This window comes from Flavobacterium labens (assembly GCF_048286755.1).
Taxonomy (GTDB): Bacteria; Bacteroidota; Bacteroidia; order Flavobacteriales; family Flavobacteriaceae; genus Flavobacterium.
Genome location: NZ_JBLVPL010000005.1, coordinates 189,740 through 211,946, shown reverse-complemented (window position 1 = coordinate 211,946; position 22,207 = coordinate 189,740). Strand labels below are relative to the sequence as shown.

General features: G+C 31.6%; 18 protein-coding genes, 2 tRNA genes and 1 rRNA gene. 17 read left to right on the top strand and 4 right to left on the bottom strand.

Annotation, left to right across the window (positions count from 1 at the left end; translation table 11 throughout):
• From rrf to ACNQF8_RS12390, 11 genes are all read left to right on the top strand, one after another.
• Positions 1 to 109 (top strand): 5S ribosomal RNA (gene rrf, locus ACNQF8_RS12440).
• 66 nt (positions 110 to 175) lie between these two features.
• Positions 176 to 248, top strand: a tRNA-Phe gene (locus ACNQF8_RS12435).
• 7 nt (positions 249 to 255) lie between these two features.
• Positions 256 to 341: transfer RNA gene (locus tag ACNQF8_RS12430), tRNA-Leu, on the top strand.
• A 223-nt stretch (positions 342 to 564) separates the two neighbouring features.
• Positions 565 to 1,317, top strand: coding sequence for a LytR/AlgR family response regulator transcription factor (locus tag ACNQF8_RS12425; RefSeq protein ID WP_417952565.1), 753 nt, complete (start codon positions 565 to 567; stop codon positions 1,315 to 1,317).
• 43 nt (positions 1,318 to 1,360) lie between these two features.
• On the top strand, positions 1,361 to 4,297 hold the full coding sequence (locus ACNQF8_RS12420) for a sensor histidine kinase (RefSeq protein ID WP_417953665.1): 2,937 nt from the start codon (positions 1,361 to 1,363) through the stop codon (positions 4,295 to 4,297).
• Positions 4,298 to 4,638: 341 nt separating this feature from the next.
• Positions 4,639 to 5,190, top strand: a complete 552-nt coding sequence (locus ACNQF8_RS12415) for a hypothetical protein (protein ID WP_417953664.1) — start codon at positions 4,639 to 4,641, stop codon at positions 5,188 to 5,190.
• A gap of 174 nt (positions 5,191 to 5,364) precedes the next feature.
• The gene (locus ACNQF8_RS12410; RefSeq protein ID WP_417952562.1) at positions 5,365 to 5,616 is read left to right on the top strand and encodes a hypothetical protein; all 252 of its coding nucleotides are present in this window, start codon (positions 5,365 to 5,367) and stop codon (positions 5,614 to 5,616) included.
• A gap of 31 nt (positions 5,617 to 5,647) precedes the next feature.
• On the top strand, positions 5,648 to 6,370 hold the full coding sequence (locus tag ACNQF8_RS12405) for a hypothetical protein (RefSeq protein WP_417953663.1): 723 nt from the start codon (positions 5,648 to 5,650) through the stop codon (positions 6,368 to 6,370).
• Between the two features lie 41 nt (positions 6,371 to 6,411).
• Positions 6,412 to 7,281, top strand: a complete 870-nt coding sequence (locus ACNQF8_RS12400; RefSeq protein ID WP_417953662.1) for a hypothetical protein — start codon at positions 6,412 to 6,414, stop codon at positions 7,279 to 7,281.
• Positions 7,282 to 7,446: 165 nt separating this feature from the next.
• On the top strand, positions 7,447 to 7,734 hold the full coding sequence (locus ACNQF8_RS12395; RefSeq protein ID WP_417953661.1) for a hypothetical protein: 288 nt from the start codon (positions 7,447 to 7,449) through the stop codon (positions 7,732 to 7,734).
• Positions 7,735 to 7,964: 230 nt separating this feature from the next.
• Complete coding sequence (locus ACNQF8_RS12390; protein WP_417952560.1) at positions 7,965 to 9,584, top strand: amidase; 1,620 nt, start codon at positions 7,965 to 7,967, stop codon at positions 9,582 to 9,584.
• Positions 9,585 to 9,632: 48 nt separating this feature from the next.
• Here the strand turns inward: ACNQF8_RS12390 and ACNQF8_RS12385 are convergent, their stop codons facing one another.
• The 3 genes from ACNQF8_RS12385 to ACNQF8_RS12375 are packed head-to-tail and all read right to left on the bottom strand — an operon-like array spanning position 9,633 to position 11,570.
• On the bottom strand, positions 9,633 to 10,277 hold the full coding sequence (locus ACNQF8_RS12385; RefSeq protein ID WP_417952558.1) for an endonuclease III domain-containing protein: 645 nt from the start codon (positions 10,275 to 10,277) through the stop codon (positions 9,633 to 9,635).
• 4 nt (positions 10,278 to 10,281) lie between these two features.
• Positions 10,282 to 10,671, bottom strand: a complete 390-nt coding sequence (gene msrB / locus ACNQF8_RS12380) for a peptide-methionine (R)-S-oxide reductase MsrB (RefSeq protein WP_315211857.1) — start codon at positions 10,669 to 10,671, stop codon at positions 10,282 to 10,284.
• Positions 10,672 to 10,703: 32 nt separating this feature from the next.
• Positions 10,704 to 11,570 (bottom strand): alpha/beta hydrolase, encoded by an 867-nt coding sequence (locus tag ACNQF8_RS12375; RefSeq protein ID WP_417952557.1) that lies wholly within the window; start codon positions 11,568 to 11,570, stop codon positions 10,704 to 10,706.
• Positions 11,571 to 11,738: 168 nt separating this feature from the next.
• Between ACNQF8_RS12375 and ACNQF8_RS12370 the strand changes: the two genes are divergently transcribed.
• The 6 genes from ACNQF8_RS12370 to ACNQF8_RS12345 all read left to right on the top strand — a co-directional run bounded on the left by ACNQF8_RS12370 (position 11,739) and on the right by ACNQF8_RS12345 (position 21,427).
• A complete protein-coding gene (locus tag ACNQF8_RS12370) occupies positions 11,739 to 13,160 on the top strand; it encodes a glycogen synthase (protein WP_315211866.1) in 1,422 nt (473 codons plus the stop codon).
• Complete coding sequence (locus ACNQF8_RS12365) at positions 13,157 to 14,437, top strand: glucose-1-phosphate adenylyltransferase (protein WP_417952556.1); 1,281 nt, start codon at positions 13,157 to 13,159, stop codon at positions 14,435 to 14,437. Before ACNQF8_RS12370 ends, ACNQF8_RS12365 begins: the two co-directional genes overlap by 4 nt.
• Before the next feature lie 72 nt (positions 14,438 to 14,509).
• The gene (gene glgB / locus ACNQF8_RS12360) at positions 14,510 to 16,417 is read left to right on the top strand and encodes a 1,4-alpha-glucan branching protein GlgB (RefSeq protein ID WP_417952555.1); all 1,908 of its coding nucleotides are present in this window, start codon (positions 14,510 to 14,512) and stop codon (positions 16,415 to 16,417) included.
• Between the two features lie 196 nt (positions 16,418 to 16,613).
• The gene (locus ACNQF8_RS12355) at positions 16,614 to 19,013 is read left to right on the top strand and encodes a glycoside hydrolase family 31 protein (RefSeq protein WP_417952554.1); all 2,400 of its coding nucleotides are present in this window, start codon (positions 16,614 to 16,616) and stop codon (positions 19,011 to 19,013) included.
• Between the two features lie 88 nt (positions 19,014 to 19,101).
• The gene (locus ACNQF8_RS12350) at positions 19,102 to 19,917 is read left to right on the top strand and encodes a M48 family metallopeptidase (protein ID WP_417953660.1); all 816 of its coding nucleotides are present in this window, start codon (positions 19,102 to 19,104) and stop codon (positions 19,915 to 19,917) included.
• 184 nt (positions 19,918 to 20,101) lie between these two features.
• A complete protein-coding gene (locus ACNQF8_RS12345; RefSeq protein WP_417952552.1) occupies positions 20,102 to 21,427 on the top strand; it encodes an MFS transporter in 1,326 nt (441 codons plus the stop codon).
• Between the two features lie 35 nt (positions 21,428 to 21,462).
• Here the strand turns inward: ACNQF8_RS12345 and ACNQF8_RS12340 are convergent, their stop codons facing one another.
• On the bottom strand, positions 21,463 to 22,197 hold the full coding sequence (locus ACNQF8_RS12340; protein ID WP_417953659.1) for a head GIN domain-containing protein: 735 nt from the start codon (positions 22,195 to 22,197) through the stop codon (positions 21,463 to 21,465).
• Positions 22,198 to 22,207: the final 10 nt, after the last annotated feature.

Genomic DNA, 22,207 nt, shown 5'->3' with positions numbered 1-22,207 from the left:
AAGGTGGTTATTGCGGCGGGGCTCACCTCTTCCCATCCCGAACAGAGTAGTTAAGCCCGCCTGCGCAGATGGTACTGCAGTTATGTGGGAGAGTATGTCGTCGCCTTTCTTTGAAAAGCCTATCTGAAAAGATGGGCTTTTTTATTCATACTTCTTCATTATTGAAAAGTATAATGGTACCTTAGCTCAGATGGTAGAGCAATGGACTGAAAATCCATGTGTCCCTGGTTCGATCCCTGGAGGTACCACAAAAATGCTCGGATGGTGAAATTGGTAGACACGCTGGACTTAAAATCCAGTGAACAGCAATGTTCGTGCGGGTTCAAGTCCCGCTCTGAGTACAATAAGCTTCATCAGTTTAATGCTGGTGAAGTTTTTTTTTACACATTTTTAACTGAAGAATTACTATAAATTTTTTATTGTAGCGAATTCTACAATTTATTTCTTTTAAGAATCATATCGATTCAGTTAAATAGTTTTTTTTGTTTATAAATGTTTTTAATGTTCGAAATAGGTAGGTTTCTTCTTTAATATGTAGTATTTTTAGCTTAAATATTCCATTTAATGAAACTAAAAGCAATAATAGTTGACGATGAATCACATGCACGTAGTTTTTTGAAAAAATTATGTAACCATTTATACAATAATAAAATTGAAATTGTTGATGAATGTGACTCTGTTAAAAAAGCAGTTACTTCAATTAAAAAACACAATCCAGATATTGTTTTTTTAGATATTCAAATGCCAGAGGAAAATGGTTTTGAACTTTTAAAAAATTTTGAATCTATTCCATTTGAAATAATTTTCACGACAGCTCATAAGGAATATGCTATAGATGCTATTAAAAATAGCGCTATAGATTATCTCATTAAACCCATTGATATTGAAGGTTTTAAATCGGCTATTACTCGCGTTAAGAGAGTAAAATCAGAGAAAAATAATTTTGATCGTTATAAATTATTAGCTGAAAATATTGCCAATCAAAATACAGGTAAAGAGAGAATTGTTTTTCCCTCAAAAACGGGTTTTGAAGTAGTTCAAGCTAATACAATTGTCTTTTGTAAATCTGATGGGGCTTATACTACAGTCCATACTTTGGATAAAAATTATTTTACTTCGAAATCGTTTAAAGAGACCTGTGAACTGCTTCATTCCGCTAATTTTTTAAGAGTTCACAGAAGTTTTCTAATTAACATCAATTTTGTAGTTAGTTTCAGGTCTGATGAGTTTATCTTAGAAATGATTACTGGTGATAAAATTCCTGTATCGGATAAATCATTTACCAAAAAAGAATTAATTGATGCGATTTCTAAATAAGTTAATCCTTTTTTTCGGCCTTCTATTTTTTCCAAGTCTTATTTTGGGACAGTATTATCCTTCAAAGAACTATTCTACTACAGATGGATTACCTAATAATGCTGTTCGTTCTTTATTTTTGGATTCAAAAAATATTTTATGGATTGGAGCTGAAAATGGTGTTTCCAGGATGGAGAATGGTTCATTTTCTAATCTAGATGAAACTGATGGTTTGGGTCACAACAGCTGTTGGGATATTAATCAAGATGGAAATGGAAACATGTGGTTTGCCAGTTATGGTGGAGGAATCAGTAAATTTGATGGTAAAAAATTCACTATTTTTACAACAAAAAATGGTTTATTAGCTGATAAAACCCGAAAAGTATTTCCTTATAAAAATAAAATGTATGTAGGTACAGAACAAGGGGTTTCGATTATTGATATTAATACTAATAAATTAGTCAATCCAAAAGTACCGCCTCACAAAGAAGATTTTATTAGTATATCCTTTTTTGAATACGGTAATGAAGTATATTTTGCTACTATTTTTGATGGTTTGTTTAAAATTGACGAATCTGGTTCATTTCCAATAATTATTCCTGTTCTTTTGCATAAAAATACTTATGGATTAGGACTTTATGGATCAACTCTTTATAGTAGCAATGAGGGTTCTATAGATAAATTTGGTATTGATGAAGTTTTAAAAGGCAAAAGGTCCTCAATAAAATTTGGAAAATCTTTTGTTTGGCAATATGCGAAAGACAAACGCAATACCATTTTTGCTGCGGCTTGGGGAGTTTACAAGCCAGATGGCGGACTTTATAAAGTTGAGAATGACAAAATGCTTGATGTTTCGGAATTTTATGGAATAGATTCTAAAATTTTGCTAAATGTAGTGTATGATAAATCCAAGGATATATTATATGTAGGTTCCAATGATAAAGGAATTTATGAAGTTCGCTTAGACAAAATAATTGATTACAATTTATTTGATACTAAATCAGTAATAGATTTTGAAAATCTAGGAAAGCAGAGATTGATTTTGCACAATAAGGGTTTAACTATTTTAGATTCAAATAGTAGAATTGCAAAAACTATTTCTTTATTTGATTTTAAAAATTTTCAATCAAATTTTTTAAAAAAAGGACATAAAGTTACCAATAAGCAAGGAATTGAGTCGAGAGATTTTGAATTGGATTTTGCTATTCCAGCCAGTGGCATCGAATTTTATGAAATCGTTAAAAACAATAATTCTTTTTGGATAGGAAGTAATATAGGGATATTTGAAATTAACAGTTTAGGAAATATTATAAATTATTTACCTAAACACAGCTTGAAAATTGGTTTTACATATGATGGTAAATTCATAGAAACCATAACTTATGCAGGTACCAGGCTATATGACAATATTCACAGCGTAGTTAATAAACATTTTTCAAAGTTTGAAAAAAACACTCCTCAGTATATTGTTAAGATTCTTACTAACAAAGATAAAACGTATTTGCTATCCGTTTTTAACGGATTGTATGTCTATAAAAATAATGACTTTCATTCTTATTTATCGGAAGGCATCTGGAAAGAGAATAAGTTCAAGCATATTACAACTAACAGTAAAGGGCAACTTATTTTAGCTGCCGAATTTGGAAATGTTTTTATTGTCGATGATTCAAAGGCTTTTAAAATTTTAAAAACTATTTATAAAAAAGAGATAGTAGGTAACACTATTCTATTTCTAGAATCGTATAAAGATTTTATTCTTATTGGTACTGAAAAAGGAATTAACCTCTATAAGGGAGGTATAGCCCGATTGATTGATAAGGAACAAGGATTAAAAGATGCAGCAGTTACCACTTCGCAAATTTTTGATAAGCAATTGTGGTTAGGAACTAAAAAAGGATATTATACAATTGATTTAGAGCGATTAACAGCACCGCAAATGACAGTGTCAGAGATGGTAATTTCAGCAATCGCAATCAATAATATTCCCATAAATTCCTCTAATTATAAATGGTTTCGCTTTAAATCAAAAGAATTAATTTGTGACTATAAAGACAATTCCTTTTCTATTGATTTTATTCCAAAAGGACATGCTTTTCCTAATAAATTAAAATTTCGATATCGTCTAAAGAGTTCAAATAGATGGAGTCCATATAGCGAAAAAACAAACCTATTTTTGCCTTATTTGTCTTATGGTAATTATAATTTAGAGGTTGAAGTTTTTGATTCGAATGCAGGAAAAGCAACTGTTTTTAAATTATTAAAAATTCAGATTGAGCCTCCATTTTGGATGACTTGGTGGTTTATTGCTCTTGTTGTATTGGTTCTTTTTAATATTTTAGTCTATTTGATTTTTAAATCTAAAAAGAAATCAAGAGAAAAAGCAGTTATTCAAAAGCGTATTGCAGAAACCAAACTGGAGGCATTGTTAAGTCAAATGAATCCTCATTTTACCTTTAACGCCATGAATGCTATACAAGATTATATTATCAGTAATGACATAGATAATTCGTTAAAATACATCGGTGGGTTTGCTAAGTTAATTCGTAAAACACTAGAAAATTCCTCTAAACAAACAATAACTATTGAAGAGGAAATTGATTATTTGAAGTCTTATATTATTATTGAAAATATGCGTTTTGATAACCGAATTGAAACTGAATTTAACATCGGTAATGAAGTTGACCTTTATCATTCCAAAATTCCAACGATGTTGCTGCAGCCTTTTATTGAAAATGTTTTTGTTCACGCTTTTAATGCTTCTCATCCTGCTCCAAAATTGACTATTTCTTTTGAGATGTTGTCTAAAAATATTTTAGAATGTAAAATTATTGACAATGGAATGAGCTTAAAAGCTTCTAAAAAAATAAAAATTCATCAGTCAAAAGGCATTCAGTTGATTAAAGAAAGACTTTCTCTTTTACAAAATTCGAATGTGAATCCTGTTGACATTCAGTTAACAGAAAATAACGGAACGACAGTTACAATAAGGTTGAAGGTTTAAATTTTTAAATGAATAATTTTAAAAGGCTCTTGTCCAATTTTGGATAGGAGCCTTTTACGTTTACGAACCAATATTACTCTTTCATAACCTAAAAAGTACCTTTCATAAGATGTTTTAATTTTGCCTGCTGTAATCTTATATTTTTGATATAAAGTAGATAAATTAAAGTCCAAATCGCATGGAAAAGTATTACTGTGAAAATTGTGGTTCCAAAAGCAATAACATTTTGAGTTTAACAAGCTTTTTATGTCCGTTTCATCCTAAAGGGAATTGTCAGGGAAAGCATTTCCCGTTCTTTCAAAATATCACATTATTATAAATTGAATAATACAGTGTTAATTATGGATTCTATTTTTTTGCATCTGCAAAATTTTAATGTTGTTTCTTACAGCGCTTTTGGTATCGTTTTGATAAGTTTCATTATTGAAGCTAAATCAAATTCACCCTACAAGTCGCTTTTCCTTTCTAATATTGGCTTTGGAATATACCATTTTAATTTATTGACTGGTTCAGAATTTGATTTTCCAATATATTTTATTCTACTCAGTTTTTTGATTTGCTCCTGGTTCTTTGTGTTAAAGAATATTGAAGAGGAAGAAGATCAGGATAGAGGATTTTTAAGAAATTATTATAATGATAGTATTATTGGGTTTAATGAAACTGCAGATAAAAATAATAAGCAAAATTTCTCACTAGAAAAAGACACTCAATTAACCGCCATACATGTTTTAAACAATAATTTATCAAAACTATTTGAAAGCGAATTTATGTTGATCGTTAGAATTTTTTTAAAAAATGATATTATTTATTACAAACATCCTCAACGAAAGTTTGTGCATGCGTTTACGTACCTAATTTTGACTTCCATTTTAGTTTCGTTTTTTCTTGTGTAGGAATATAGTTTCTGGAGTTTGGATTTAATGTGTTTAAATACCATAAAGTACTATATAGCCCAAAATGATACTTTCATCGCTATAAAAGTACCTTTCATAAGATGAATAATTGTAGCAGAAAAGAAATTCTATTTTTGGAAAAAAGTATAATTAACTAACCAAAAATCATAAACAATGTCAAATTTTTATTGTGAATACTGTGGTACTAAAAGTTCCAGCATTTCGAGTTTAACCTCAAGTTCTTGTTCTCGTCACCCACTTGGGAATGGAAAAGGTAAACACAAATTATATGAAGGCAGTGAGAAAGCTAAATACAGTTGTAAATATTGTGGCACTTCCTCTTCTAGTATTTCAAGTTTGACAGGAAGCTCATGTAGCCGTCATCCAGATGGGAATGGAAAAGGTAAACACGCTCCGGCTTTATAGTTCTGTTTTTTAATTAATTTTATAAATAATTATGAATACTGTAGAAAACTTAATTTTAGAAGAAATTGTTAATATAATTTCAAGTGATAAAGTATATATTTTTATTAATTCTGGCAAAGGGTTGGATGGTATCCCAAAAGAGATTCTCTATAAAATTAGAGAGATTAATAATATTGATAAGGATATAGAAATACTATTAGCACTCTATGATCAAGATTTTGTTCCCGGGGGCTTTTTCGAATCAGCCAGAACATATATTTGGTGTGCTATTTTTTTAGAGGATAGATTTTGTGTTAGGAACATTGAAGAGACTACTGGTTGGGATAAAAAAAACGATTTTGTAAGCGATTTTTATTGGAATGATATTGAAGAAGTAAAGGCGATATATTTTGAAGGAAAAGACGCCAATGATAAGATTGTTCAAAATTTCCATGTTAGAGTATTTTCTAACTCTAATAATAATTTTATAGATATTCCAATAGAATATTTTGGTTTACTCTCAGGAGAATATGACTGTAATAATATTGTAAGTTTAATAAATAATATTATTGAAAAGCTCAATAATCAAAATAACGAAAATAATAATAATTTAAATCTAATTCTAGAAGATATAATATCAAACGAAGATAATGGAGAATTTGAAACAGCATTATACCTCATAAAAAATAATTTTGACTTAACTTCAATTATCGATACAGACTTATCGTTATATTATTTTTTAGTGTTTTTAATGCACTATGTCTTCAAGGGTTAGGATTACATAAGGAAGCTTTAAAGTTTTTAAATGAAATAAATTTGATTAAAGATTATACAGATGTTTATTGTGTATCAATTTTTGATTTAAGAGCTGAATTAAATGAAAATGAAGGAAATTATTATTCTTCAATGCAGGATTATCACACCTCTTGTGAAAATTCGAATGATATAGAGTTTAAAAATACGATTAAAGAGAAATTAAATTCTACATATTCAAAATTTATAGGAATTTTTCCGGAATTAAACTATGATAAGAGAAAAACGATATTGATTAACGATGGTGTTAAACCTAGTTTATCAAATGAATTTGTTGTCCTAAATAGGCATAATTTACCGGATAATATATCCTTTCCTTTTAATCATCCAAAAAAAGAAGAATTATATATGGCTCATCCATATATAAAAGAGGTTTACTTGCCTTTTGCTAGTTATGAAGCTTTATTATTTAATGATCGATTTGAAGAATTTTCTTATTTTATTCAATGTTTAGGTGCTAAATCGATGACGATTGGAGTTGTTAGAGGAAATAAAACAAATAATACTAATAGCTCAACAAATAATTTAAGTTCTAATGTTAATTTTGGAAAAAGTATAATTAAAAATGAGTTATGTGCGTCTGCAGAGAATAATAAAATTAAAAATGAACAAGAAGATGCATTTGCATCTAGAGTAAGAAAGCAAAAATTTAATCCTATAAAAAAACCGTACATACCAGAAAATTTATTGTGGTACCCTCATGAAACATCTTGGCATAGACTTTATCAACAAAGAATCAATGGTAATATACTTCAACATCATGACGTTTTGAGTTCTAAAAATTCTCATTCAATCAATGAAAAGGAAAAATCAGATTTGAAAGTAGCATTTAAAAACTTTTTTGTTGATGCGAAAGTTAATGTTGATACATGAATAGAACATACATTTACCCAAAATGAAACAATTGAATGGGAAATTGAAATTGAGTTTGAATCTATAGAAAATCTACAAGATGTAAACAAAGAAATTGAACAAAAAAACAGCATTGTTTTATTATCTAATGACTATGAAAAAGAGTATATTGAAGAAATAAAATTCATGTTAGAAGATGATGGAATTATTGACCAGAAAGAAAGATCAATTCTTGAAAGATTTAGAGAAAAAAAAGGAATTTCAAATGACAGGGCTGCTGAATTAGAAAATATATTAACTTCTATTAGTAATTTTACAGAAAATGAAAAAGAATATTTAGAAGAGTATAAAGAGATGTTGAAAGATGGTGAAATTGCTGAAAAAGAAAGAAAAATATTAAATAGATTTGCCAATAGATTAGGTTTGCTGGAGGAAAGGGTCAGTGAACTAGAGCAAATTTATATTAAAAATTGAGTTTAAATCTTTCCTAATATTTTTTTTAAAACTATATTATGAAATAACTTTAATATCTCTAGAATTCACCTCTTACCCTATTCCTTAACCAGAATAGGGTTTTCTATTCCCACTTCAATTATAATCTAAACTTTAACTTTTGTTCAATTTGATTATTTATTGTAATTGGTAAAAATAAAGTACTTTAGTAGATTACTTAATATATAGTTATCCAAATAAATGATTAATCTATGAAAAGAAGATCTTTTTTAACTACTGCAACTTTAGCGTCTGCAGGTCTTACCACACTTTTAATTGCAGGTTGCACGTCTAATACAAAAAAGGATGAAGATTTAGCATCAGTTGAAGATTCTGTAGTCTTTGAACTGGATGAAGAAACCATCGGCAGTTTAAGGGAGAAATTAGCTTCTGGAAAATATACTTCGGAACAATTAGTACAATTATATTTAAAACGCATAGAAGCTATTGATGCAACTGGACCTCAATTGCATTCTGTTATCGAAGTCAATCCTGATGCAGTGGCTATTGCTGTTGCAATGGATAAAGAGCTGAAAGCGGGTAAAAACAGAGGCCCTTTACATGGAATTCCCGTTTTAATAAAAGATAATATAGATACAGCAGATAAAATGCAAACCACTGCAGGATCTTTGGCAATGGAAGGAAATATTGCTTCAAAAGATGCTTTTATAGTTAAAAAACTGAGAGAGGCCGGAGCAATAATCATTGGAAAAACAAATTTAAGCGAATGGGCAAATTTTCGTTCAACTCAATCATGTTCCGGATGGAGCAGCAAAGGCGGTCAAACTAAAAATCCATATATTTTAGATCATAATCCATGTGGTTCAAGTGCGGGTTCTGGAGCGGCAGTTTCAGCTAATCTTTGTGTAGTTGCTGTTGGAACTGAAACGGATGGTTCTATTGTTTGTCCAGCTTCGGTAAACGGAATTGTAGGGATTAAGCCAACAGTTGGTTTGGTTAGTCGATCTGGAATTATTCCAATTTCAAAAACACAAGATACAGCTGGTCCAATGGCGAGAACCGTTACTGATGCTGCCATTTTATTAGGTGCAATAACGGCGATTGACGAAGATGATTCTGTAACTCTTGAAAGTAAAGGAAAAGCGCAGAAAGATTATACTACGTTTCTAGATATAAATGCTTTGAAAGGTAAACGTATTGGTATTGAAAAAAAGCCACAGGGAAATAATAAATACATTAATGCACTTTTAGCAGATGCCATCAACCTTCTAAAAAAACAAGGTGCTATTATTATCGAAATTGACTATTTGGAGAAAATTAATGCTTTGGGTCAAGCTGAATTTGAAGTTTTGCAATATGAATTTAAAGACGGATTGAACAGCTATTTGGCTACTGCCAATGCAAAAGTAAAAAATCTGAAAGAGGTCATTGATTTTAATGCTGCTAATGAAGATAAAGCAATGCCGTATTTTAAACAAGAAACACTAGAGAGTTCAAATACAAAAAAAGGATTGGATGATAAAAAATATACCGATGCTTTAAATGTAAGTTTTGAAGGAAGTAAAGGTATTTTAAATGCTGTTTTTGAGGAAAATAAGTTAGATGCTATTTGTGGAATCACAATGGGACCTGCTTGTAGTATTGATATGATTTACGGCGATCGTTGGGGAGGATATTCTTTAACTTCTCCTGCTGCGGCAAGTGGTTATCCGCATATTACGATTCCTAATGGGATGGTTTATGATCTACCCGTTGGTTTATCATTTTTTGGGACTCCATATACGGAAGGGGAGTTAATAGGATTGGGTTATGCTTACGAACAAGCCTCTAAAAAGCGTTTAAAACCAGAACTTAAAGCTTCTTTTTTATAATAAATTACATTTCGGAAATATATAAAAGGGTAAAGAGTGAATCACTTTTTACCCTTTTATTTTTTTATAATACTGACAAATCGAGTTAATAGGACATTCTAGACATTTGGGTTGTGGCCGACAAATTTCCCTTCCTAAAAATGAAATTGCCATTCCAATTTCGCCCCAGATTTCTCTTGGTAAAACGTGCATGAGTTGTTTTTCAGCTTTAATCCCGTCTTTGGTTTCTGGGATTAATCCAATTCTTGGTGCAACCCTAATAACATGTAAATCAGCTATGATTCCTTCTGCGGGAATTTTTGCTTCGCGTAGAATTACATTAGCTGATTTTCTTCCAATGCCTTTTAATGCAACCAAACCTTCCATAGAAAGTGGGATATTTTCGTCTTTTTGGATGGTTTGCGCTATTTCTAAAAGCCAGTTTGCTTTGGTTCCAAAATTTCGGACTTTAGAGATGTATGGAAATAATGCTTCAACATTAGAAACAGCTAGACTTTCCATATTAGGATAGGCTTCAAATAGGACTGGTGCAATTTTATTAATATTAGCATCGGAATCTTGTGCTGATAAAACGACCATCACCATAAGTTGATATAAATTATGATATTCCAGCGGATGCTTTCGTCCTTTATATTTAGTTAAGATGGGTTTTAAATTTTTAGCCCAATCATTAGAATTTCCAAATAAATCCATAGTATTATTCTTTAAAATCTACAGATAAGGAGTTGACACAATAGCGTTGTCCGGTTTTTGTAGGTCCGTCATCAAATACATGCCCTAAATGACTGCCACAATTAGCACAAAGGATTTCAGTACGTTTCATTCCATGGGTAACATCTGAAATGTATTCTACCTTTCCGGGTATAGATTCGTCAAATGAAGGCCAACCGCAATGGGCATCAAATTTAGAATTACTTTCGAACAAAGGTTCTCCACAGGCACCACAGCAGTAGGTTCCTTTTTCGTAATGTAAGTTATAAGATCCTGTGTGTGGATATTCAGTTCCTTTTTGTCGAAGAATTCTATAGCGTTCTTCTCCCAATTGTTCTTTCCATTCTTGTTCGGTTTTTTCTACAGGATATTTCATGATTTATTTTTTTAATTTTATAGAATTATATTTTATTTGTTTTGAATGAATTGAATTGTTCTTTCAATTACTTTAGGATTGCCTAGAATTTTTCTATGCCCTAATCCATCGGTTAATAATAACTCCCCATTTTTTAAGTATTCATGAATGTGAATCCCTGCTTTTACAGGAACTTCAGGGTCATTGTTGTCATGAATTACTAAAACTGGAATAGTGGTTTCCTTTGCGGCTAGAAAAGCAGAATAACTATTCATTTTTTCTCCATATTTTTTTTCAAAATGCAAACGTAAAAGAGTACTCACTGTTGGTTTGAGACCTAATTTTGCTACAAAATCATCCATAATATCTTCTACTATGTCTCCACTGCCAATAACTACAGCATGATTTACTTTTAATCCTTTTTTAATTGCATTTAAAACTGACATTCCTCCTAATGAATGACCAATAGCTGCTTCAAATGGTCCAAATTGTCGATCTATTTCTAAAATTGTAGCGATAAAATCGACCATGATAGTATCTTTTCCCGGTGATTTTCCATGTGCAGGAGCATCAAAACTAACGGTTGAATATCCAGCTTTTAGCAGTTCATCGGCTATTTTAAATAATTGTGTTCCGCGTCCTGACCAACCGTGAACTAGTAAAATTTTCTTCTCACTTTTTCCATATTGGTACAAAACAACTTCTTTATTAATAGCTGGTATTGGAATTAATTTTTGAATGCTATTTCGATCCATTTCTAATTCTCTTTTTGGAATTTTATGTTTTATGGGAGTTGTAAAGAGTTTAGCAGCAAATAATGTAATTAGTTTTGGAGAAATAAAAGAGATTAATTTACTGGTTAATAAGATAATTTTAGGAATTTTCAATGATTGGGTATGATTAGAAGTTTTTTTTGTCATTTCAATAAATTTTCAAGCGCGTTATTATATTATAATTTTTTTAGTAAATTTAGAAAAACATAAAAGTAGTATTTTTTATAAAGTTTTTATTGGTATTAACATAAAAGACGGATATATTAAATAATTCGAATAGTGTTATAATTAACTAAAAACACCAAAATTTCATAAATGGAAATATTTCATATCAGTGCAGAATGTTACCCCATAGCTAAAGTAGGAGGTTTAGCTGATGTTGTGGGTGCATTGCCAAAATATCAAAATAATGCAGGACATCAAGTAAGAGTAGTGATGCCATGTTATGACACAAAATTCAAAAAAGAAAATGATTTTGAATGTGTTCATTGGGGACATGTGAAATTGGGGAATTTTAATTTTCCTTTTAGTATTCTCAAAGAAAAAACAGACAAGTTAGGATTTGAATTGTATTTAGTTGAAATCCAAGAATTATTTGACAGAAAAGATGTTTATGGATATCAAGATGATATAGAACGTTTTTTATCTTTTCAAATCGCAACTTTGGATTGGATTATAGGTAGAAATGAAGTTCCGGATGTAATCAATTGCCATGATCATCATACTGGTTTAATTCCATTTATGATGTTGTATTGTTATAAATACGAAAAATTACGTAATACCCCTTCCATGATTACCATTCATAATGGTTTGTATCAAGGGCAATTTGGTTTTGATAAATTGTATTATTTACCAGAATTTGATTTAGCTCATGTTAAAGTTTTAGAATGGGATAATTGTATTAATTCATTAGCAGTAGCCGTAAAATGTGCTTGGGGTGTAACAACAGTATCACCAAGTTATTTGAATGAGATTAATTATTCAGCTAATGGATTAGAGTCTTTATTTAATCTAGTGCGTTATAAATCCAGAGGAATTTTAAACGGAATTGATATCGAAGTTTGGGATCCTGCTAAAGACATGATGTTAGAAAAAAACTATTCGATTAAAAATTTCGAAAAAGGAAAACAAGAAAATAAAGAAAAATTATGCAATCTTTTTAATCTAGACCCAACAAAACCACTTTTTAGTTTCATTGGTAGGTTATTAGAAGAAAAAGGAGGCGATTTATTGCCACATGCTGCAGCGTTAGCTTTATCTGAAAATTATCAACAAATTAATATTTTAATTTTAGGTTCAGGAAATACAGCTATTGAGAATGAATTGAATGGCTTGTTATCGGATTACAAAGGGAATTACAATACGTTTATTGGTTATAATGAGGAATTAGCGCACTTAATTTATGCAGGTTCTGATTTTTTATTAATGCCTTCAAGAGTGGAACCTTGTGGTTTGAACCAAATGTACTCGTTGCGCTACGGAACAATTCCTATAGTACGCAGGACTGGGGGATTGAAAGATACTGTCATTGATTTTGGAGATGATGGAAATGGAATTTGTCATGACCAGGCAACTGTAGGGGATGTTTGTTATTCGATTCAAAGGGCAGTAAATTTATACGACGATAAAAAACACTTAAATAAAATTATAAAAAAAGGAATGAGTACTGATCATTCTTGGGAAAGGGTTTGTCAGGAATATATAGAAATGTACAATTTAATAATTAACAAAAAATGAAAGCTAAAAAGAAAAATGTTATTGCAATAATTTTAGGTGGAGGACAAGGATCCAGATTATATCCATTGACAGAAACAAGGTCTAAACCTGCAGTACCAATAGGAGGTAAATATAGATTAGTTGATATTCCGATTTCAAATTGTATGAATTCAGATATTTACAGAATGTTTGTACTGACGCAATTCAACTCTGCTTCTTTAAATGCTCATATAAAAAACACGTATAATTTTAGTATTTTTAGCCATGCTTTTGTTGATATTCTTGCAGCAGAACAAACTCCCGATAATCCAACTTGGTTTCAAGGTACAGCAGATGCTGTAAGACAATGTATGCCTCATTTCTTGAACCATGATTTTGATTATGCTTTGATTCTTTCCGGAGATCAGTTGTATCAAATGGATTTCAACGATATGTTAGAAGAGCATATTAAGAGAGAAGCCGATATTACAATTGCTACTTTACCTGTAAATTCAAAAGATGCTCCTGAATTTGGAATATTAAAAACAAACTCTGAAAGCTGCATTGAATCTTTCATCGAAAAACCGGCAAAGGAATTATTGCCAGATTGGGAATCGGATGTGAGTGAGCAAATGAAGAGTGAAGGAAAGAATTATTTAGCTTCAATGGGAATTTATATCTTCAACAAAAAATTGTTGGTAGACATCATGTCAAATAAAGAAACCAAAGATTTTGGTAAAGAAATTATTCCACAAGCAGTAGGTCACAAAAAGATATTGAGTTACCAATATGAAGGATATTGGACAGACATTGGTAATATTGATTCATTTTTTGAAGCTAATATTGGGTTAACCGATGACTTGCCAAAATTTAATTTATTTGACAACGATAATAAAATTTTTACCAGACCTAGATTGCTTCCACCTTCTAAATTCCAAAAAACAATGATTGATAAATCATTGATTTCAGAAGGTTGTATTTTGAATGCGAAAGAAATAAATCGCTCCGTTATTGGGATCCGATCCAGAATAGGCGAGGGAACAATTATTCAGAATTGTTATGTCATGGGGAATGATTTTTATCAGAATATTGATGATATGAATGACGATGTTAAAACAGGGAGACAACTGGTGGGGATTGGAGAAAGATGTTTTATAAGCAATGCTCTCGTGGATAAAAACTGTCGAATTGGGAATGATGTTTACATCAATGGAGGCAGCCATTTAGAAGATTTTTCGAATGAATTATACGCCATTAAAGACGGGATTGTTGTTATTAAAAAAGGAGCAGTTATACCGGACAATTACATCATAAAATAAATTTATCAACTGTTTTTTCTTAAAATAATATTCTATTTTTTTTTATAAAAAATAGAATTACACAAATGTTATATGAGTAAAGTTATCTCGCATTCCCTTTTTACCGATTTTGATATCGATTTATTCAAATCAGGGAAACATTTCCGACTATACGAAAAACTAGGTGCCCATCTTATTACGGTTGACGGAGTAGATGGCGTTTATTTTGCCGTTTGGGCTCCTACGGCTCATTCTGTATCTGTGGTTGGGGATTTCAACTTTTGGACACAAGGCGAACATCTTTTAGAAGTTCGTTGGGATTCATCCGGTATTTGGGAAGGTTTTATTCCAAATGTCAAAAAAGGCACAACGTATAAATATAAAATACAATCTAACAATGGTGGTATAGTAACTGAGAAAGCAGACCCTTTTGCTTTTTACTGTGAAAAACCTCCACATACAGCTTCTGTAGTTTGGGACTTAGATTATAAATGGAATGACAAAAACTGGATGCAAACGCGTCAAAATCATAATGGTTTAGACAAACCTTATTCTGTTTATGAAGTACATTTAGGCTCTTGGAAACGTCATACAGAAGAAAATCGTTTTTTGACCTATCTAGAATTTGCCGAAGATTTAGTAAACTATGTAAAAGAAACAGGCTTTACTCACGTAGAGTTTATGCCTATCATGGAATATCCTTACGATCCTTCTTGGGGATATCAATTAGTGGGATATTTTGCGCCAACTTCCCGTTTTGGGAATCCGCAAGAATTTATGCATTTGGTAGATAAATTACATGAAGCTGGAATTGGTGTAATTCTCGACTGGGTACCCTCTCATTTTCCAGATGACGCACATGGTTTAGGCTTTTTTGACGGGTCTAATCTTTTTGAACATCCAGATCGCAGAAAAGGCTATCATCCTGATTGGAAAAGTTTGGTTTTTAATTATGGACGAAATGAAGTTCGTTCGTTCTTAATAAGCAATGCTTTATTTTGGTTACACTATTATCATGCAGATGCTTTGCGTGTTGATGCTGTTGCCTCGATGTTATATTTGGATTATTCCAGAAATGATGGCGAATGGGAACCTAACATTTACGGAGGAAGAGAAAATTTAGACACGATTAGTTTCTTGAAGGAATTTAATGAAGCCGTTTATTTAAATTATGAAGGAGTTCAAACTATAGCAGAGGAAAGTACTTCTTTTCCTATGGTTTCCAGACCTACATCGGTTGGTGGTTTAGGCTTTGGTATGAAATGGATGATGGGTTGGATGCACGATACTTTAGAATATTTTCAAAAAGATACTGTGTATAGAAAATACCATCAAAATGATTTGACTTTTTCAATGACCTACACCTTTTCAGAAAATTTCATGTTGCCGCTTTCGCATGACGAAGTGGTTTATGGAAAAAAATCAATTGCAGGAAGGATGCCAGGCGATGAATGGCAAAAATTTGCGAATTTAAGATTACTATACGGCTATATGTTTATGCATCCCGGAACTAAATTGTTGTTTATGGGAAGTGAATTTGGACAAAGTAGCGAGTGGAATTTTGAAGGAAGTTTAGATTGGCATTTGTTGCAATATCCATATCATGAAGGAGTAAAAATATTGATAACAGATTTGAATAAATTATATAAGACACAGCCTGCTTTGCACGAAAAACAATTCAGTCCTGAAGGTTTTGAATGGATTAATTATTCCGATCATCAAAATGCAGTAATGTCTTTTATTCGTAAAGGGAATGACCCAAAAAACGATGTAATTGTAGTCTGTAATTTCACTCAAGTAGTGCGTCCTAATTATCGAATTGGTTTACCTAAAAAAGGAAAATTGACAGAAATTTTTAATAGTGATGCTTCAAATTATGGTGGAAGCGGAGTTTCTAACGCTAAAAAAACAGCAATTGAGGCTATGCCTTATGATGGAAGAGATTATTCTGCTGAGTTGCTTTTGCCTCCATTAAGTGTTACTGTTTTTAAAATTTCATAAGTACAAAATTGTTTTTTTGCAGATAAGCATAGCTAATGGTTTTCATTTATAATGAAAACCATTATTGTATATTGTTGATTGTTACATTGAATCACACTATAACGTTTTCGCTAATATTCCCCAGATATATAGCTGTTTACAAAGTAATTTTGTAAGTTTTAGCTTTAGAAAAGGATTAAAATTAATACCATAGAAAATGATTACAAATACAGAATTAGAATATAAAGGGGATCTATATCCCACAAAAATAGTTTCTTTTGAGCATGAAGTTGATTCTATAAGTTTTCATACCGATAATAGTGTCATACTAAAAGTAACGGTATTAAGAGATAGTTTAATCCGGTTTAGATTTACCACAAAAGGGTATTTCAGTAACGATTTTTCTTATGCAGTTGATAAAAGTCATTCGCATGGATATAATTTTCTTGAGGTTTCTGAAGTGGAAGATTATTATCAGATAAAAACCAGTAAAGTAAAATGTAGAATTCAAAAAATAGATATGAGGTTATCTATTTTTGATTTAGAAGACACTATTATTTTAGAAGATGAATTGGGTTTCCATTGGGAAGAAAGTTATGAATACGGTGGTAATATCGTAAAAATGAGTAAAGCTTCAAAAGATGGGGAATGCTTTTACGGACTTGGTGATAAAGCAACCCAAATGAATTTGAAAGGGAAGAGACTGGAAAATTTTGCTACAGATCAATATGCTTTTCAAAAAGATCAAGAGCCTTTATACAAGGTAGTTCCGTTTTATATTGGATTACAAAACAAGCAATCTTACGGTATTTTCTTTGATAATACGTTTAGAACCTATTTTGATTTTTGTCACGAAAGAAGAAACGTAACCAGTTATTGGGCTGAGGGTGGTGAGATGAATTATTATTTCATTTACGGACCACAAATGCAAGATGTGGTTACCACATATACTGATTTGACTGGAAAACCTGAATTACCGCCACTTTGGGCACTTGGATACCACCAATGTAAATGGAGCTATTATCCTGAAAGTAATTTAAAAGAAGTGGCAGCTAAATTCAGGGAATTGAAAATTCCATGTGATGCGCTATATTTAGATATTGATTATATGGAAGGTTTTCGATGTTTCACTTGGAACAAAGAATATTTCCCCGATCCCAAAAGAATGGTGGCTGAATTAGCCGAAGATGGTTTCAAAACAGTTGTAATTATTGATCCGGGAATAAAAATTGACAAAGAATACTCCATTTACAAAGAAGCATTAGAAAAAGACTATTTCTGCAAAAGAGCTGATGGCCCCTACATGAAGGGGAAAGTTTGGCCTGGAGAATGTAATTTTCCAGATTATACAAATCCTGCAGTAAGAGAATGGTGGGCAGGATTATTCAAAGAATTAATTTCAGATATTGGAGTAAAAGGAGTGTGGAACGATATGAATGAACCCGCGGTAATGGAGGTTCCTAATAAAACGTTTCCTATGGATGTACGTCACGATTACGATGGAAATCCTTGCAGTCATAGAAAAGCGCACAATATTTACGGTACCCAAATGGCGAGAGCAACCTATCATGGTGTAAAACGATTTGCGTATCCAAAAAGACCTTTTGTAATAACAAGATCAGCATACGCTGGAGCACAACGTTATACGTCTTCTTGGACAGGAGATAATGTTGCCACTTGGGAGCATTTATGGATTGCAAATATTCAAGTACAACGCATGTCAATTTCTGGTATGGGTTTCACAGGATCTGATATTGGTGGATTTGCAGAACAACCTTCGGGGGAATTATATGCACGTTGGATTCAATTAGGTGTTTTCCATCCTTTTTGCAGAACGCACTCTTCAGGAGATCACGGAGACCAGGAGCCATGGGCTTTTGATGAAGAAGTTATTGATATCACCAGAAAATTTGTCAATTTGAGATATCAATTATTACCTTATTTATATACTATGTTTTGGCAATATATTGAGGAAGGAATTCCTATGCTGAAACCATTGGTATATTATGACCAAGATGATATTCAAACGCATTACAGAAATGACGAATTTGTTTTTGGAAATCAAATATTAGTATGTCCAATTTTAGAGCCAAATGCTTTAGGAAGAAGAATGTATATTCCTCGTGGTCACTGGTATAATTATTGGACGAACGAAGAAGTTAAAGGCGGAAAAGAAATTTGGGTTGACACTAAATTTGATCAGATTCCAATTTTTGTGAAAGCAGGTGCAATCATTCCTAAATATCCTGTTCAACAATATGTTGGAGAGTTAGAATTTGATGAGTTAACATTAGATATTTACTACAAAGAAGGAAAAGAAAAATCAGTAGTTTATGAAGATGCGCAAGATGGATATGATTACAAAAAAGGGAGATACAGCTTCTTATCATTTCAAACAACCGGTAAAGAGAAAGAATTGATTATTCAGTTGCATAAAGAAGGAAAATACGATACGAATTATTCGAAATATAAAATAAATCTTATCGGATTACCATTTAAAGTTAAAATGATCGAAATTGATAATGTAGAAGTATCATTTGATAAAATTACTTTAGAACAAGAGGGGTACTTAATTGTTGATAAAGGGTTTACGGCATTTCATATTACTGGAGAATAACAAAAAAAGTTGATACTTTTATATTTAATTATGTAAATTTAAATGTTGATAATAATTGTATTTTTGTTTAAAATTTAATTCTAAAATTATGAAAAAGCATTTACTAATAGGGATTTTTGCAGCAGGATTGGTTTATTCTTGTGCTACGAATCCAATTACAGGGAAAAAAGCACTTAATATAGTCCCTAATGATCAGTTGTTCCCAACATCTTTTCAACAATATGGTACTTTTTTAAAGGAGAATAAAGTGATTACTGGAACTGCAGAGGCTAGAAAAGTGGAAGCAGTTGGGATGCGAATTAAAGCGGCAGCAGAAAAATATTTAATCTATTTAGGTCAATCACAATATTTGGCTGATTACCGTTGGGAATACAAATTAATTGACAATAAAGAAGTGAATGCTTGGTGTATGCCGGGAGGGAAAATTGTTGTTTATTCAGGGATTTTGCCAGTAACATTGAATGATTCAGGTTTGGCTACCGTAATGGGACACGAAGTATCTCATGCATTAGCTAATCATGGTGCTCAACGTATGAGTGCTTCTCAATTGCAACAATTAGGAGCGGTAGGTGTTGCAGTAGCGACTGGAGGTAAAAGTGAACAAACACAACAAATATGGGGTCAAGCATATGGATTAGGATCTCAGTTTGGTGTAATGCTTCCTTTTAGTAGAAATCACGAAACTGAAGCAGATAAAATTGGTTTGACTTTAATGGCAATTGCAGGTTATAATCCGGAGGAATCTATTACTTTCTGGTCTAGAATGGCTGCAAAATCTTCAGGTCAAGCACCACCAGAATTTATGAGTACGCACCCATCTGATGCTACCAGAATTGCAAATCTAAAAGCATTAATTCCTGAAGCTAAAGCTCTAGCGGCTAAAGTTGGTATTATTTACAAATAGTAACTTAATTATTATAAAATATCTAAACAGGCTGCCCTTAAAATGGTTAGCCTGTTTTTTTTGAATATGAGTAATAATCATTATACGCCCTTAATTCATTAATGATTTGTTAATGTATAAATTATTTACTTTTTATATCGTTCTTAGCAAAAAATAAATAAATTCGTATCATAAAAAAATAAATATGGCAGATTTAGAAAAAGGGAGTAAAAAATTATTAAATGCTTGGGCTTTTTATGATTGGGCAAATTCAGTTTATACACTTACCATTGCATCTGCAGTATTTCCTATTTTTTATGAAGCTTTGTTTTCTGAACGAGATCATTACATTGATGTTTTTGGTTTGCATCTAAAAAATTCAGCTTTAATTAGCTTTGTTACTGCTTTTGCATTTTTATTGGTGGCTTTTATTTCGCCTTTATTATCTGGTATTGCAGATTATGTAGGGGATAAAAAATCATTTATGAAGTTCTTTTGCTACCTGGGAGCCTTGTCTTGTATGGGATTGTATTGGTTTAATCTTGAAAATATATACATCGGATTGGCATTTTATTTTTTTGGATTGATTGGATATTGGGGAAGTTTAGTTTTTTATAATTCCTATTTACCAGACATCGCTTATGTAGAGCAACAAGATAAAATTAGCGCCAAAGGATATTCATTTGGATACATTGGAAGTGTTATTTTATTGATTATCAATTTAGCGATGATCATGAAACCAAAACTTTTTGGAATTACTGGAACAGATGGTGAAGCAGCGATGAAAGCCATGAGATATTCATTTGTTATGGTAGGAGTTTGGTGGATCTTATTCAGTCAGTACTCATATTATTATTTGCCAAAAGGAAATAAAAATGCCAATCGTAAAGTAACACACCATGTTATATTTAATGGTTTTAAAGAGTTAAAAAAAGTTTGGTTTTTATTGAAAGAAAACATCGCATTAAGACGGTATTTAGGAAGTTTTTTCGTGTATAGTATGGCCGTACAAACCGTGATGCTTGTTGCCACATATTTTGGAGCACAAGAAATTGCCTGGTCATCTAAAGCTGAAAGTACAACGGGTTTAATTATTTGTATTTTGATAATACAATTAGTTGCTGTTCTGGGCGCAGTTATAACTTCAAGAGCCTCAGAAAAATTCGGAAATATTCCAACTTTAATTGTGATAAACTGTATTTGGGCAGCATTTTGTGCAATTGCATTTTTTATTACTCTACCAATACATTTTTATGTTATGGCAGGAATTGCAGGACTTGTAATGGGTGGAATTCAAGCATTATCACGCTCAACGTATTCTAAATTATTACCTGAAACGGATGATACGGCTTCGTTTTTTAGTTTTTTCGATGTTGCTGAAAAAATCGGAATTGTTATAGGAATGTGTATTTATGGAATTATTGATCAAATCACAGGAAGTCCAAGATTAGCAATTGTATTTCTTGGTGTATTCTTTGTAGTGGGTGTTTTATTGCTAAAAAGAGTTCCAAAAAAAGGCGTTTTAAATTAATAAAACACCTTTTCGGCTGATTTACTTTTTGAAAATTAAGCTTTCGAAATTGCTCCTGAGCCATTTACTTTCGTGTCTTTTTTCTTGGGGTCACCAATGTATTCAATATCTCCGGAACCAGAAACTCTGGCGTGAAGGCTTTCGCTGCAAAAAACTTTACTATCTCCTGAACCAGAAACCGTAATTTTTGCATTTTTAGCTTTCAAATCACCCGCATCAATATCACCAGAACCGTTTAAATTACTGTTGAAATTTTCAGTTTTTCCAGTTAAAACCATATCTCCTGAACCACTCAAGTTAACATCAAAGTCATTTGATTCAACATCTAAATTCATATCACCGGAGCCAATTAATTTAGCTGAAAATGATTTCGATTTAATGCTATTTTTAGTTGCTACATCGCCTGAACCAGTCAAAGAAACTTGATCAATACTTTCGAAAGGGACAACTATTACAATTTCACTTCCTTTGCTGGTACTGATATATTTATTCTTTTCAGTAGAAATTTTTAATACTTTATCGACAACTTCAACTTTGATGTAAGGCAACAAATTTTCTTCACCTTTTATAGTAATGTTTCCTTCCTTTCCCGAAACTAATTCGACATCAAAAAAACCTGTTATTGCAATTCCATCATAAGAAGCTGTTGTTCTTTTTTCAGAAATTACTTTGCCATTTCCTTTTATTTTTTGATTGGATGACCATTGACCATAAGATATAGTTGTTAGTAATAGTGAACAACTTATAAATAATTTGATTGAATTTTTCATAAATAAAGCT

Bases quoted from the DNA above. Each gene is read 5' to 3' on its own strand.
- ACNQF8_RS12410 (WP_417952562.1), top strand. From the start codon at position 5,365: ATGTCAAATTTTTATTGTGAATACTGTGGTACTAAAAGTTCCAGCATT.
- ACNQF8_RS12395 (WP_417953661.1), top strand. From the start codon at position 7,447: ATGTTAGAAGATGATGGAATTATTGACCAGAAAGAAAGATCAATTCTT.
- ACNQF8_RS12355 (WP_417952554.1), top strand. From the start codon at position 16,614: ATGATTACAAATACAGAATTAGAATATAAAGGGGATCTATATCCCACA.
- ACNQF8_RS12375 (WP_417952557.1), bottom strand. From the start codon at position 11,570: ATGACAAAAAAAACTTCTAATCATACCCAATCATTGAAAATTCCTAAA.
- ACNQF8_RS12390 (WP_417952560.1), top strand. From the start codon at position 7,965: ATGAAAAGAAGATCTTTTTTAACTACTGCAACTTTAGCGTCTGCAGGT.
- ACNQF8_RS12385 (WP_417952558.1), bottom strand. From the start codon at position 10,277: ATGGATTTATTTGGAAATTCTAATGATTGGGCTAAAAATTTAAAACCC.
- msrB (WP_315211857.1), bottom strand. From the start codon at position 10,671: ATGAAATATCCTGTAGAAAAAACCGAACAAGAATGGAAAGAACAATTG.
- ACNQF8_RS12405 (WP_417953663.1), top strand. From the start codon at position 5,648: ATGAATACTGTAGAAAACTTAATTTTAGAAGAAATTGTTAATATAATT.
- ACNQF8_RS12425 (WP_417952565.1), top strand. From the start codon at position 565: ATGAAACTAAAAGCAATAATAGTTGACGATGAATCACATGCACGTAGT.
- ACNQF8_RS12345 (WP_417952552.1), top strand. From the start codon at position 20,102: ATGGCAGATTTAGAAAAAGGGAGTAAAAAATTATTAAATGCTTGGGCT.
- ACNQF8_RS12370 (WP_315211866.1), top strand. From the start codon at position 11,739: ATGGAAATATTTCATATCAGTGCAGAATGTTACCCCATAGCTAAAGTA.
- glgB (WP_417952555.1), top strand. From the start codon at position 14,510: ATGAGTAAAGTTATCTCGCATTCCCTTTTTACCGATTTTGATATCGAT.
- ACNQF8_RS12350 (WP_417953660.1), top strand. From the start codon at position 19,102: ATGAAAAAGCATTTACTAATAGGGATTTTTGCAGCAGGATTGGTTTAT.
- ACNQF8_RS12340 (WP_417953659.1), bottom strand. From the start codon at position 22,197: ATGAAAAATTCAATCAAATTATTTATAAGTTGTTCACTATTACTAACA.
- ACNQF8_RS12415 (WP_417953664.1), top strand. From the start codon at position 4,639: ATGGATTCTATTTTTTTGCATCTGCAAAATTTTAATGTTGTTTCTTAC.
- ACNQF8_RS12365 (WP_417952556.1), top strand. From the start codon at position 13,157: ATGAAAGCTAAAAAGAAAAATGTTATTGCAATAATTTTAGGTGGAGGA.